Origin of the sequence: Marinobacter azerbaijanicus (assembly GCF_030250645.1) — a bacterium.
Classification (GTDB): domain Bacteria; phylum Pseudomonadota; class Gammaproteobacteria; order Pseudomonadales; family Oleiphilaceae; genus Marinobacter; species Marinobacter azerbaijanicus.
Genome location: NZ_JASSVS010000009.1, coordinates 23,120 through 36,483 on the forward strand (window position 1 = coordinate 23,120; position 13,364 = coordinate 36,483).

Below are 13,364 nucleotides of genomic sequence, written 5' to 3' on the forward strand. Positions count from 1 at the left end.
CCGAAAGTTTCGTAAAATCCTGCCTTTTCATCGTCCTGTAACGGGTTTTAGCGCATTTTTAGTCGGTTCTTATACTAAGATCGTAACCAGAATTAGCAAAAAAATGCTATCTTAGTAGACCTATCAAAAGTTCCCGAATCAGTCATTGCTCAGGTCGGGCGTTCACAAGACACCTGACCCTGCCATGACCGTCCTGAACTCACCCATTAGCCTGAGGACGAAAATGACATCATCCAAAGCCAAGATCATCTATACACTGACCGACGAGGCCCCCGCCCTCGCTACGAGGTCCCTGCTTCCCATACTGGAAACCTACGCCAAGCCGGCAGGCATTGAATTTGAAACCAGCGACATCTCCCTGGCAGCCCGCATTCTGGCGTTGTTTCCCGATTACCTTGAGGAAGACCAGCGAGTCCCCGACGACCTGAAAGAGCTGGGTGAGTACACCAAGGATCCGGAAGCCAACATCATCAAGCTTCCCAATATCAGCGCCTCGATTCCCCAACTGCGGGCAGCCATCAAAGAGCTCAACGAGCAGGGCTACAAGGTTCCCGAGTACAAGGAAAACCCCGAGACCGACGAAGAAAAGGAAATCCACGCCCGTTACTCCAAGGTACTGGGTAGTGCGGTTAACCCGGTACTGCGTGAGGGCAACTCCGACCGTCGCGCACCGACAGCGGTCAAAGCCTTTGCCCGCAAGCACCCCCACACCATGGGCGAGTGGAGCCCGGCGTCACGCACCCACGTGGCCCACATGCGCGGTGGTGATTTCTACTCCAACGAGCAGTCACTGACTCTGGACAAGGCCACTACTGCCCGCATCGTCTTTGAAAATACCAAGGGCGAGCAGACCGTACTGAAAAGCGAGCTGCCTCTGCAGGAAGGTGAAGTACTCGACGGCATGTTCATGAGTTGCAGGGCACTGCGCAAGTTCTTTGAAGACTGCATCGAAGACTGCGAGAAGACCGGCGTGATGTTCTCCCTGCACGTCAAGGCCACGATGATGAAGATCTCCCACCCGATCGTATTCGGCCACGCGGTGAAGATTTTCTACAAGGAGCTTTTCGACAAGTACGGCGAGCTGTTCGATGAACTGGGCGTGAACCCGAACAATGGCCTGTCCAGCGTTACCGAAAAGATCAAGCAGCTGCCGGAATCCAAGCAGGAGCAGATCCTCGAAGACCTGCACGCCTGCTACGAGCACCGTCCGGAAATCGCCATGGTGGACTCGGTGAAGGGCATTACCAACCTGCACGTGCCCAGCGACGTGATTGTGGATGCCTCCATGCCGGCGATGATCCGTAACTCCGGCAAGATGTGGGCCCGGGACAACAAGCTCAAGGACACCAAGGCGGTCATGCCTGAGTCCACCTACGCCACCATCTACCAGGAAGTGATCAACTTCTGTAAGACCCACGGTGCCTTTGATCCCACCACCATGGGTACCGTGCCGAACGTTGGTCTGATGGCCCAGAAGGCTGAGGAATACGGATCCCACGACAAGACCTTTGAAATCAAGGAAGACGGTATTGTTCGTGTGGTTGCCGAGGATGGCACCGTGCTGACCGAGCACAAGGTTGAGAAGGGTGACATCTGGCGCGCCTGCCAGACCAAGGACCTGCCGATTCGCGACTGGGTCAAGCTGGCGGTAAATCGCGCCCGTGCCACCGGCATGCCCGCGGTGTTCTGGCTGGACGACGAGCGTCCCCACGATGCCGAGCTGATCAAGAAAGTAAATATGTACCTGAAGGACCACGATACCGAAGGTCTGGAGATCCATATCAAGTCTCCGGTACGCGCCATTCGCTGGACCATGGAGCGATTGATCCGTGGCCTGGACACCATCTCCGTGACCGGCAACGTGTTGCGTGATTACCTCACCGACCTGTTCCCGATTCTGGAGCTGGGTACCAGTGCCAAGATGCTGTCCATCGTGCCGCTGCTTAATGGCGGTGGACTGTATGAAACCGGCGCCGGTGGTTCCGCACCCAAGCATGTTCAGCAGCTGCTGCAGGAGAATCACTTGCGTTGGGACTCGCTGGGTGAGTTCCTGGCGACGGCGGTTTCCCTGGAAGAGCTGGGCGAGAAGCAGAACAACGAGCGGGCCCGCCTGCTGGGCCTGACCCTGGACAAGGCCACCGAACGTCTGCTGGAGAATAACCAGTCTCCATCGCGCAATACCGGTGAGCTGGATAACCGAGGCAGCCATTTCCATCTGGCCCGTTACTGGGCGGAAGAGCTGTCAAAGCAGGACGACGACAAGGAACTGAAAGTCTTCTTCGAGAAGCTGTCGAAGCAGCTTGAAGACAACAAGGACAAGATCCTGGAGGAAATGAGCGTGATTCAGGGCCATCCGGCAGACATCGGTGGTTACTACCACCCGCCTGCGGAAAAGGTCTGCAAGATCATGCAGCCAAGCGAGACCTTCAACAGGATCCTGGCGGATGCCCGGGCATCTGTGAAGTAACCCGGTTAGAACAGAAAAAACCGGACAGCCCCCAGGGGCTCTCCGGTTTTTTTGTGCCCGGATTCCGCACTACGCTTTCGAGCGTTGGTCCAGGGCGTTGGTAAAGGTTTGAAGGTCTGCCAGTGACAGGGCCCGCGAGTACCAGAAGCCCTGGTAACCACTGCACCCGAATTGCTGCAGTAACCTGAACTGTTCCTCGGTTTCCACCCCCTCGGCTACCACGCTCATTCCCAATTCTCTGGCCATGGACAGGGTTCCCCGTGTTATGGCGGCATCACGTTCGTTGGAGATAATGCCATTAACGAAGGTACGATCGATCTTGATCCTGTTAACCGGCATATCGCGCATGTAACTGAGGCTTGAGAATCCGGTGCCGAAGTCGTCAATGGCCACTTCGATGCCCATGTTCCTGATCTCCCGTAACTGTCTGATCACATCCTTGGGGTCCTTGAGAAACACGTTCTCGGTTATTTCTACACAGAGCTGGCCAGGCGCCAGCTGATGCCGCCTGTTCAGATCAGCCAGCAGCTTCACCAGGTTATGGCGGTGAAACTGCACTGGTGACAGGTTGATGGAGATGCTCGGCACGCCGAGTTTTGCCAGTTCCCCTGCCCTGGCAAAGGCCTCCTGCATGACCCATTCACTGATCGGGAGGATCTGGCCCGTGCGTTCTGCCAGGGGAATGTACTCCGCGGGTGAAATGTAGCCACGGTCAGGGTGTTGCCAGCGAATCAGCGCTTCGACCCCGATAATCGACAGGTCGTTGTTGAACAGGGGTTGGTAGAAAAGCTCGAACTGGTTCTGGGTCAGTGCCTGCTGAAGCTGCTGGCGCAACGCCACTTCGTGCTGGACTCGACGGTCCAGCGCCTGGTTGAACCATTGCCAGTTGTTCCCGCCCAGCTTCTTCGCCTCGAACATCGCCATGTCGGCGTGCTGGATCAACAGCATGGAGTTGTCAGGCGCATCGGTGCCGGTCGTGATGCCAATAGCCGCAGACAGGGTGATTTCCACATCCTCGTTCAGAAAAGGCCTGGAGAACTGGTCAAGGATCAGGTCGGCAACCCGGCCAACGCTCTGGCTGTCGGTGGGGCCGGGTACCAGCGCGACAAATTCATCCCCGCCAAACCTTATCAGGGTCGCGTCATCCGGCAGGGCTGCTTCCAGCCGTCGCGCTGTCTGGACAAGTATTTCATCGCCAAAGGCATGGCCGAGGCTGTCATTAATGGGCTTGAAACCATCCAGGTCGATGAAAAGGGCATGGATCACCAGTTGCCGGGCCTGGGCCCGTCGACAGATACCCTCGAGGTGGGATTCCAGGTAAATGCGGTTGGGAAGCCCGGTCAGCGAATCATGGCTGGCCTGGAAGGTGAGAACCTCTTCCTGTCGGATGCGGTCACTGATATCAGTCTGGATGCCGATGAAGTGCGTCACCTCTCCAGCGGTGTTTCTAACCGGTGCAATGTAGAGATCGTTCCAGAAGCTGCTGCCATCCTTGCGGTAGTTCACCAGCGATGTGTGGACCTCGCGTAAGGCAGCGAGGCCGGAGCGGATTCTCGCGATGGCAACGGGATTGGTGTCAGGCCCCTGGAGGATACGGCAGTTGCGGCCAATCATCTCTTCCGCGTGGTAGCCGGTCATCCGTTCAAACGCGGGGTTCACGTAGATAAGCGGGAGGTCGGGCATGGTGGCGTCAACAATGGTTACTCCACTCGAAGACGCTTCCACGCTGCGCTCCAGGATGCGCAGGCGGGCCTCTGTTTCGCGCTCACGGGTCCGGTCCCGGGCCTGCCCGTGTACACCGGTAACCTGACCGTCGACGATGATGGGGATATTGAGCACGTCCAATTGCAGAATATCACCGTGTAAATTCTTAATACGGGTTTCGTAGCGCTGATGGTTTCCAGCAAGGGCCTCTTCGAAATGGCGGCGGGTGCGATCCAAGTCGTCGGCCACGATCAGCATTTCATAGTGCTGGCTGATAATGTCTTCTTCTTTTGCCTTGACCAGGTCACAGCCTGCCTGGTTGATCTGCACGAACTCCCCTGCGGGATTCAGGGTAAAAACCGCATCGGGATTATAGGTAAACAGCGAACGATAATGTTGCTCGTTGTAGTCGTGGGAATGCGATAGTGACACCGTTTACCTCTCGGGCTTTGTCAGCGAAGCGTGACGGGATGTCCTGTCATCCTACACCAGGCTGGTTAATGACGAATATCATCTCTGGTGTGTAAACGTAATCAATTGAAACAATACCTCGACGCCCCTCACCTCAGTGACTAACTTCAGGGTATACCATACTCTTGATTATTGATTCCCCCGGTGTACGCGACACCGGGGGCCGAGGCGGAACCCAGGGATACAGACTGAATGGAAAGACTTAAAGGCCGCCTGACGCCGTTACGACGATCCTTGTGGGTTGTGGGCGTCTATCTGTTGGCGGGATGGTTCTGGATCACTTTCTCGGATTATCTGGTCGAACAATGGTTTCCAGATCCGGAAACACTGAGCCGTGTGCAGACATACAAGGGCATACTGTTCGTTCTGGTAACGGCGCTGGTGCTGTTTCTGGCACTGATGCGGCAATTTAGCAGGGATCGGACCCTATTGTCGCTGCATTACCACCAGCGCGAAGAAATCCAACAGCTGAACCAGTTCCGTGAAAGCGTGATCGAGCGGGCCAATGTCTGGATCAACGTGCTTGATCCTTCGGGGCGAGTCGTGCTGTGGAACCGGGCCGCGGAGGAAATCAGCGGGTACCAGCGGGACGAGGTGCTGGGCTCAGACGAGGTCTGGCAGTGGCTTTACCCGGATGAGGAGGAGCGGGCAGGAATCCGTGCCCGTGCCCAAGAGATTCTCCGTGATGAGGGTGAGGTGGTTGGTTATGAAACCTGTATCACCACCAAGGCTGGTCGCAAGCGGCGGGTGTCCTGGAATTCACGCAGCCTGCGGGGTCAGGACGGTGAGATAGTTGGCTCAATAGCCATTGGCCAGGACGTCACTGACATTCGTGAGGCGGAGATCACCATACGCCACCATGAGCGCCAATTGTCCACGCTTATGGACAACCTGCCGGGTATGGCCTACCGCTGCCTTTATGACGAATACTGGACCATGCTGTTTGTGTCCAGTGGATGCCGTGACCTGACCGGGTATGAGCCGGATGAACTGGTCAACAATAAACGGGTCAGCTATGCCGAGCTGATTGCTGACGGCAGTAACGACGAGATCGTGCGTGCCGTGGAGTCGGCCATCGGTAACGCCGAGCCGTTTTCCATTGAATACACTATTATCCGCAAGGATGGTCAGCGTATCTGGGTATGGGAGCGGGGAAGAGCTGTTGAGGACGACGATGGTCTTGTACTTGAAGGCATAATTCTTGATATTTCCGAACGTAAGGCGCTTGAGCAGGAACTGTCCGAGTTGGCAACCAGAGACCCGCTGACAGGCCTGTTCAACCGTCGTGAGATGACCCGGTTACTGGATGAGGAAATAGCCCGGGCCAAACGTTATGACCGTGCCCTTTCGCTACTGTGGATTGATTTTGATCACTTCAAGAGAATCAACGATGAATATGGCCATGCGGCCGGCGATTCTGTACTGAAAGCCACCAGTAAACTGTTGGCGGACAGTGTCCGCAGTGTGGATGTGATCGGCCGTATCGGAGGGGAAGAGTTTGTTGTTCTTCTGCCCGAGATGGATCGGGTCGAGGCAGGGGAAACCGCCGAGCGCCTGCTGAGGCTGATCCGTGAAACGCCGCAACCTCTTGGAGATGGCAGAACGGTGCCTCTGACCATCAGCATTGGTGTGTCAGTATTCCCGGAGAATGGCACTGATTCCGGTGCCCTCTGTGCCGCAGCCGACCGGGCGATGTATCAGGCCAAATCGGGCGGTCGCAACCAGGTGGTCCTGGCACCATTGGCGGAACAGGCCCATAATTCCTGACCAGACACCATTACAAAAAGGTTGATCGATGAATCGAATTGCTCGCCGTGCCCTTCATACCTGTGCTGTTCCCGAGGATCTGGCCTCTGTTACCTGTCGTGATGTGGAAGGTGAACAGCCGGAGCGGGTCGGTGTGAATCCACAGGTAGTCGAGGACGTCTGGCATTGTGTGGAAAAACTGTACCGCACCGGTGTGCACCCGGGGCTGCAGTTGTCAGTCAGGCACCGGGGTGAACAGATCCTGCACCGGGCTATCGGTCACGCCACGGGTAATGGACCCAACGATGGTCCCGATGCGATAAAAGTACCCATGACCACCGACACTCCTATCTGTTATTTCTCCGCGTCCAAGGCGGTTACCGCGCTGCTTATGCATATTCTGGCGGAGCAGGGTCTGGTCAACCTCATGGACCCCGTGTCCTATTACTGCCCGGAGTTTGCCCAAGGCGGCAAACGGACTATTACGGTCCACCAGATTCTTTCGCATCGTGGCGGCATTCCGGCCATTCCCCGGGAAACGCCCATTGAAGTACTCTGGGACAGGGATGAAATCTGGCGGTTGCTGTGCGAGGCAAAACCGGTGGAAGTTGATGGTGCCAAAGTGGCTTACCATGCCATTACCGGTGGCTTTGTGTTGCAACGGGTACTGGAAAAAGTCACCGGCGACAGCATAGAAGCCTTTATTGACCGCTATCTTCGCAAGCCCATGGGCATGCGCTGGTTTACCTACGGAATTGCGCCGGAACATGTCACGGAGCTGGCCAGTAATTACGCGACTGGCCCGACCCCGCGTTTCCCGGTGTCCTGGATCGTGAATCGTGCCCTTGGCGGGGATATCCGCACTGTGGAAAAAGTGGTGAACGATCCTCGCTTCCAGGAAGCGGTGATTCCGGCTGGTAATCTGTGTGGAACCGCAGAAGAGATGGGCCGGTTTTTCCAGATGATGCTCAATGGCGGAATCTGGAATGGCAGGCGGATCTGCAGTGAAATGACTGTCAGGCGCTCGATCCAGCAATTCGGCTCATTGCAGATTGACCGCACCATGATGATTCCCATGCGCTTCAGTGCCGGCATGATGCTGGGCGGTAATCCCATGGGGCTGTGGGGTCAGAGCAGTCGCTATGCCTTTGGCCACGTGGGACTGATCAACAAGCTATGCTGGGCAGATGCAGCTCGGGATATTTCCGTCAGCCTGCTGAACACAGGCATGCCGATTATCGGCCATCATATTCCCGCCCTTGCGCGCTTTGTCTATACCGTCTGCGATCGTTTCCCGCTCATCCCTGAGAACCAGAGGCCGCTGGTAGCGGCCTGACCGACCTTACATTGTGGCCAGTTGTGCCTCAAGTATGCCCAGCACTGACGACAGAATGTCCCGGAAATCTGTCAGTGTCTGGGTCCGCTGAATCACGTCTTCCCGGCTCTCATCCAGTCGCTCCAGCTTGGGCACCACCCGACGTATGCCCTCTGTGATCACCTCGTAGGGGTAGTGGTGGTCCATGATGCTGAGTTTGTTCAGTTCAGCCACTTCCTGGCTGAAGATGCTGATAATGTCGTACAGCATGTCCTTGTGATGTATGGAGCTGGCCTCCCAATAGGCATCATCCAGCAATTCCAGCAGGGAAAGGTATTCCCGCAGTGTATCGGCAACGGATGTCTGGCTCATAAGCAGTGTTCCTGGTCCCTGAATGAATCTGTGCACTGAATGGAACTATAGCAGGGGTTTTTACGTGTAGTTTTCAATGCAGGCCCGTCTTGCAGTCTAAATATATGAAACTCTATTCATTTTTATTGAAGTCTGTCTGACAGTTGTGCAATATTGCGTCAGACCATACACGGTAGCGAGACACTGCTACAGTGAGTGAGAGGGCGACAAAAAGCCCGGCGAAACAAAAGGATGAATTGTTGTTCCGTGATGGCCGAGAAGCCACCCCACCTGATAATGGGCGGAATGAGAAGTTTCGGCGTATTGATCACACATACTCAGTGGAAGAGGACGATCATGGACAAATACACTCAGTCTCAGGCACGCTCAGACCAGCCACGCCCTGTAAAGCTTGATCACCACGACAGTGTTCGTTCCCATGTCTGCCAGCAGATCAGTACGGAAGTGGAGCGCCTGGAGCGTCGTATTGAAACCCTGCGGCTAACCAAAGCCCCTCACGCCGCCATCATGATCTCCACCTATGAGCGGATGATTGATCGCAAGAAGGGCTTCCTGAGGAACTGGAACCTCTAGATCGGTGCCAGTTACTGACGCTGTTCGATAGCCACGGACTCGTAGACCACGGCTTCCTCACCATTTTGCTGGTTGCCGCAGTGGGCCGGATTCGGAGAGCTTGCGCCTGTTTCGCTATCCTCTGTATTGGGTGACTCTCCGGTGGACGTGAATACCCTCACATTGGCCTCTTCGTAATCGATATCCACCCGGATGCAATCGGGTGTTTCGCCATTGATTGTAATCCCCGATGTTTTCGTCAGTGACAGGGTGTCGCTCTTGTTTCCAATGAATTCCTGCCTCAATTCAGCATTGCCGAATTCACGTCCTGTCAGGCTGGTGGCGGCAAATTCAGGCTGGTTGTAACCGCTTACCGAAAAATCGGGGCCGTGAAAGCGCCCACTCCAGAGCGCACTGCGGACTTCCGGAGGGTTGCTGTCGTCCTCTTCCGGGTCTCTGGCGATAAACTGGGCAGCGCGAAAAATCTTGTTCAATTGCGGATTGCTGGTCCAGTCCAACAGTGTGTAGACCCAGAGTTCATCCGGCGCGGGTTCTTCACCGTTGCTGTTGCCGATTTCCGTGAAACGGATCAGCGCATTCTTGTCAGGGGTGTTATATCGTGCGCCTTCATCCGCAGTAATGCTGTCCCGCATCAGGCGTCGCCCCTGGTCGAAATTGTCCACCTGGTTGGAGGCAATCACATTGTGCAGGAAGTCCAGAGGGTTGCGTGCGCTTTTGTAACTGGTGCCGTCGTCGGTGGGAGTGAGCCCCATGAGCAGGTCGAGACGTCCACGCAGCTGGGCTGCCACATCCGCACTTTCGTCGCTCTCCCCTTCAGCCGGCTCGAGCCCGCGGTAGAAATCGTGGAAAATGGTTTGCGGCAATACGTCGGGCAGTCCCTCTACATTTCTGAGTTCGAAGCTCTCGAAAGACAGGGAAACGCTCTCAGCCGGGTTGAGAAAATTACTGCCAGACGATGAGTCCGGCCCGCAGCCGGCCAGAAACAGGGCGAGTAACGGTACGGTGGCGAAAATGCAGGAATGTCTCATTTCATGTCACCCTGAGATGCGTAATGGCCAGTAAGACGCTAAAGTATTTGGCGGTGGTGCCGCTCAAGCCTGTGGCACCCGCGTGACAGCTGACAATAAACCAAAATAAAGGCATCTGCCCTCGCGGAGATCACATTTTGCAGCAATGGGAATGGCATGTCAGATGGCTCAGGAGTCTGTTCCTTGCAGTGCTGGCGGTTGTTATCCCGGCCTCAGCCATGGCACAGGAGCGCTGCCAGGACGGTGAAATCCGGCTGAGTGACGCCACCACCAGTGTCCGTGACCTGGGCAGTTGTATCTGGTACCTGGAGGATCCTGACCACTCGCTGGGCTTCAATGACATCCTGGATGGCAATGCCGGGCCTTTCACCCGTCACCAGGGCGGAGTGCTGAATTTCGGTTACACCGAGTCTGCCTATTGGACGCGATTTGATGTGCAGGTAGGGGCCGGCGCGGCCCTGACGGACTGGATACTGGAGCTTGCACTGCCATTGGTGGATGAAGTGGTGCTCTATGTGGTGCGGGATGGTGAACTGGTGGAGCAGCGGCGGGCTGGCTACGAGGGCGACTGGTCAGGGCGTGACCTGGCGGTGCCCAACCCCACGTTCAGATTGTCCCTGGAGCCCGGTACAGCAACCCGTATCTACCTGCGGATCACCAACACCAATACCTTTCGTCTGCCGATAACTCTGTGGCATCCGGATGCCTATATCGAAAAGGTGTCCGTGGACGAAGCCGTTCGCGGCATCCTGCTGGGAAGCATTCTGGCCATACTTGCCTATAACCTGTTTGTGGCGGTCTCCGTGCGGGAGCGCAGCAACATCTACTACGTGCTCTACCTGGTTTCCGCCACGGTGTTCATCGCCACCGAACAGGTGCATGGTATCCAGTTGCTGGACGAGCGCCCCGCCCTGCTGAACAAGGAGTACCTGCATTACCAGATCATCATGACCTGGTTCTGGGGCCTGTTGATGGCCCGTTCCCTGCTGGAAACAAAGGAGCGGTCGGCGGATCTGGACAAGGTTATCCAGCTTTGCCTGTATTCCATCGTTGTGACGTTTGTGCTGTCACTGTTCCTGCCCTATCACACGGCCATGGAATGGATCGTGTTGGCTTCGATCCTGCTGAGTATGATCCTGATTGTTGTCAGCTATCTGTCATGGCGCTACTACAACCCGGCAGCACGCTCATACTTCTTTGCATGGACTCTGGCGCTGGTGGGTTTTGGCATCTATGGCCTGACGGTGATGGGCTATCTGCCGCTGAATATGTTCACTACCTATGCTCCCCAGTTCGGTCTGACAGCCCAGATTATCCTGTTTTCATTCGCTCTGGCCGATCGTATCAAGCAGGTTCAGGGCGAGGCGTTGGGCTGGAGCCAGCGGGCACTGGCCAACCTGCGCCGCTACCAGTCCCTGTTCGATAATGCCATCGAGGGGGTGTTCCAGATGTCGCTTGACCGGCGGTTTGTCACCGCCAATCCTGCGATGGCAAAGTTAATGGGGTACAGCAGTAGTCGCGAGCTGCTCGATCACAACCCGGACGCCCTGGAAACCTGTTTTGCGGATGAGAGGATGCGCCGGTGGGTTATCAGGCAGCTGGAATCCCGGGGAACTGTCAAGGGCATTGAGGCGCGGTATTTCACCCGTTCCGGAGAAGAGCGCTGGGCTACCATTTCACTCCACACGGTGTATGACAGCGATGGCGAGCCGGCACACCTGGAGGGTACCTGCATTGATGCCACCGAACGGCACCAGCGCCAGCGCATTGAGCGTGAGCGGGAGCAGGAGCGCCTGGAGAAGGAGCTGGCCCGTAACTCGGCAGAGGCGAAAAGTCAGTTCCTGGCCAATATGAGTCATGAGATCCGCACACCGCTGGCGGCGATCATAGGCTATGGCGAAACCCTGCTCGACCCGGACCTTACCGAAAAGGAAAAAAACAGCAGCGCGGAGACAGTGGTCCGCAGCGGTCGACATCTGCTGGACCTGATCAACGATATCCTGGATCACTCCAAGATCGACGCCAATAAACTGGATGTCGATGTCGTGTCGGTGAACCTTCCGGAACTGCTGGACGAAATCCGCGCCTTCTTTGCACCGAGGGCCCGGGAAAAAGGGCTTGAGTTCGATATCATCTGCGAGTTTCCATTACCGGAGAAAATTGCCACGGACCCGACACGGTTCCGGCAGATCATTATTAACCTGTGTGGAAATGCTCTTAAGTTCACAGAAAAAGGGTCGATATCCCTGAATATCCGCTGCGACCGACAGCACCACAAGCTCGTTGCACGGGTTGTCGATACCGGTATAGGAATGAAACCGGAACAGCTGAGCCGACTGTTTGATCCCTTTGCCCAGGGCAGTGCCGCCATCGCCCGGCAATATGGCGGCACCGGACTGGGTCTGAGCATTTCCCGCCGGCTGGCGGAATTGCTCGGGGGTGAGATCTCGGTCGCCAGTACCTATGGCGAGGGTAGCGAATTTGAGCTTTCCATAGATACCGGCCCACTGGAGGATGTCCATTTTCTGCGCGACGCTTCAGAAATGTCGCAGCGCAGGCGCAGTATTCCCATGGTGGTGGCGCCCCGGCTTTCCGGCCGCATTCTGTTAGCAGAGGACAACGAGGTAAACCGTCACCTGGTGTCGCTGTTGGTGAGCCGGACCGGCGCAGAGCTTGTCCATGTGAGTAATGGTGCCGAAGCGCTGGACCTGGCGTTACGGGAATCGTTTGATCTGATTCTGATGGACATCCAGATGCCGGTCATGAATGGCCGGGATGCTACAGCCGCGATCCGGGAGGCCGGCGTAAATACGCCGGTGATTGCCCTCACTGCCAATGTGATGGCCGAGGATATTGCTGATTACCGCATGGCCGGCTGTAATGATCACCTGGCCAAGCCCATCGACAAGCAGCGATTCTACGAGGCTCTCTCGCGCTATCTTTCGGTGGAAGCGCAGAGCGGGCAGGGCTCCCGGCATTATGCCGGCACGGTGCTGGTGGCCGAGGACAATGAGGATAACCGCCGGCTGGTAGAGCGACTGCTTCGCGCCCAGGGTCTGGAAGTCATCACCGTTGCCAGTGGTGACCAGGCGGTTCGCAGCGCGCTGTCGGACTCTGTACAGCTGGTGCTGATGGATCGCCACATGCCTGAGCTGGATGGAGTGGAAGCGACCCGACTGCTCCGCCAGGCGGGCTTCCGGCGCCCGATCATCGGTTTTACCGCCGGCGATCAGTGCGAGAATGAAGCTCTGTTGGAGGCCGGGTGCGATGGTGTGCTCGACAAGCCCATCGACCGCGACCAACTGCTGGCCATATTGACCCGTTACCTTGTTGGTGCGGATAGCGTCGAGAGTGCCGCTGTCGGTGATGAGGATATTGCCCATCTGGTTGAACGCTTTCTTGACGGGTTGGCAAACCGAAAGCAGGTGATGTGTGAGGCGGCAAGCGCCCGCCATCGTGAACGCCTGCAATCCGAGGCCCATCAGATCAAGGGCACTGCAGGGGCTGTGGGCTATCCTGAGATGACACGGCAGGCAGGTATACTGGAAGCCTGCACGAAAGCCGAACAGCCAGATTGGGATCGGGTTAACGGTGTACTGCAAACACTGAATGACATGATCGATATGGCATTACAGGCCCGAGAGATACATTCATGATAAACGGCGCCGCCACCATCAATAACAGGATG

General features: G+C 56.4%; 8 protein-coding genes. 5 read left to right on the forward strand and 3 right to left on the reverse strand.

Annotated features, from left to right (window positions below):
- Window positions 1–223: 223 nt before the first annotated feature.
- The gene (locus QPM17_RS16280) at window positions 224–2,467 is read left to right on the forward strand and encodes an NADP-dependent isocitrate dehydrogenase (protein WP_285391976.1); all 2,244 of its coding nucleotides are present in this window, start codon (window positions 224–226) and stop codon (window positions 2,465–2,467) included.
- 69 nt (window positions 2,468–2,536) lie between these two features.
- Here the strand turns inward: QPM17_RS16280 and QPM17_RS16285 are convergent, their stop codons facing one another.
- Window positions 2,537–4,603 carry a sensor domain-containing protein gene (locus QPM17_RS16285; protein WP_285391977.1) on the reverse strand — a complete coding sequence of 689 codons (2,067 nt, stop codon included), beginning with the start codon at window positions 4,601–4,603 and terminating at the stop codon, window positions 2,537–2,539.
- 231 nt (window positions 4,604–4,834) lie between these two features.
- On the opposite strand from QPM17_RS16285, the gene QPM17_RS16290 reads away from it, so the two are divergent.
- The gene (locus QPM17_RS16290; RefSeq protein ID WP_285391978.1) at window positions 4,835–6,409 is read left to right on the forward strand and encodes a sensor domain-containing diguanylate cyclase; all 1,575 of its coding nucleotides are present in this window, start codon (window positions 4,835–4,837) and stop codon (window positions 6,407–6,409) included.
- 28 nt (window positions 6,410–6,437) lie between these two features.
- Window positions 6,438–7,724: a serine hydrolase domain-containing protein gene (locus QPM17_RS16295; RefSeq protein ID WP_285391979.1), complete on the forward strand. Its 1,287-nt coding sequence runs from the start codon at window positions 6,438–6,440 to the stop codon at window positions 7,722–7,724.
- A gap of 6 nt (window positions 7,725–7,730) precedes the next feature.
- On the opposite strand, the gene QPM17_RS16300 is transcribed toward QPM17_RS16295, so the two are convergent.
- Entirely contained in the window at window positions 7,731–8,075 is a 345-nt protein-coding gene (locus QPM17_RS16300; RefSeq protein WP_285391980.1) for a hypothetical protein, read from the reverse strand.
- Window positions 8,076–8,411: 336 nt separating this feature from the next.
- Here QPM17_RS16300 and QPM17_RS16305 point away from each other — a divergent pair, with 336 nt between their 5' ends.
- Window positions 8,412–8,648, forward strand: coding sequence for a hypothetical protein (locus tag QPM17_RS16305; RefSeq protein WP_285391981.1), 237 nt, complete (start codon window positions 8,412–8,414; stop codon window positions 8,646–8,648).
- Window positions 8,649–8,659: 11 nt separating this feature from the next.
- Here QPM17_RS16305 and QPM17_RS16310 read toward each other — a convergent pair whose 3' ends face one another.
- Complete coding sequence (locus QPM17_RS16310) at window positions 8,660–9,676, reverse strand: hypothetical protein (RefSeq protein WP_285391982.1); 1,017 nt, start codon at window positions 9,674–9,676, stop codon at window positions 8,660–8,662.
- Window positions 9,677–9,894: 218 nt separating this feature from the next.
- Between QPM17_RS16310 and QPM17_RS16315 the strand changes: the two genes are divergently transcribed.
- On the forward strand, window positions 9,895–13,332 hold the full coding sequence (locus QPM17_RS16315) for a response regulator (protein ID WP_285392155.1): 3,438 nt from the start codon (window positions 9,895–9,897) through the stop codon (window positions 13,330–13,332).
- Window positions 13,333–13,364: the final 32 nt, after the last annotated feature.

What these genes read in the sequence shown, in the direction of transcription:
- QPM17_RS16280 (WP_285391976.1), top strand. Translation starts at nt 224, where the DNA reads ATGACATCATCCAAAGCCAAGATCATCTATACACTGACCGACGAGGCC.
- QPM17_RS16290 (WP_285391978.1), top strand. Translation starts at nt 4,835, where the DNA reads ATGGAAAGACTTAAAGGCCGCCTGACGCCGTTACGACGATCCTTGTGG.
- QPM17_RS16295 (WP_285391979.1), top strand. Translation starts at nt 6,438, where the DNA reads ATGAATCGAATTGCTCGCCGTGCCCTTCATACCTGTGCTGTTCCCGAG.
- QPM17_RS16300 (WP_285391980.1), bottom strand. Translation starts at nt 8,075, where the DNA reads ATGAGCCAGACATCCGTTGCCGATACACTGCGGGAATACCTTTCCCTG.
- QPM17_RS16305 (WP_285391981.1), top strand. Translation starts at nt 8,412, where the DNA reads ATGGACAAATACACTCAGTCTCAGGCACGCTCAGACCAGCCACGCCCT.
- QPM17_RS16310 (WP_285391982.1), bottom strand. Translation starts at nt 9,676, where the DNA reads ATGAGACATTCCTGCATTTTCGCCACCGTACCGTTACTCGCCCTGTTT.
- QPM17_RS16315 (WP_285392155.1), top strand. Translation starts at nt 9,895, where the DNA reads ATGGCACAGGAGCGCTGCCAGGACGGTGAAATCCGGCTGAGTGACGCC.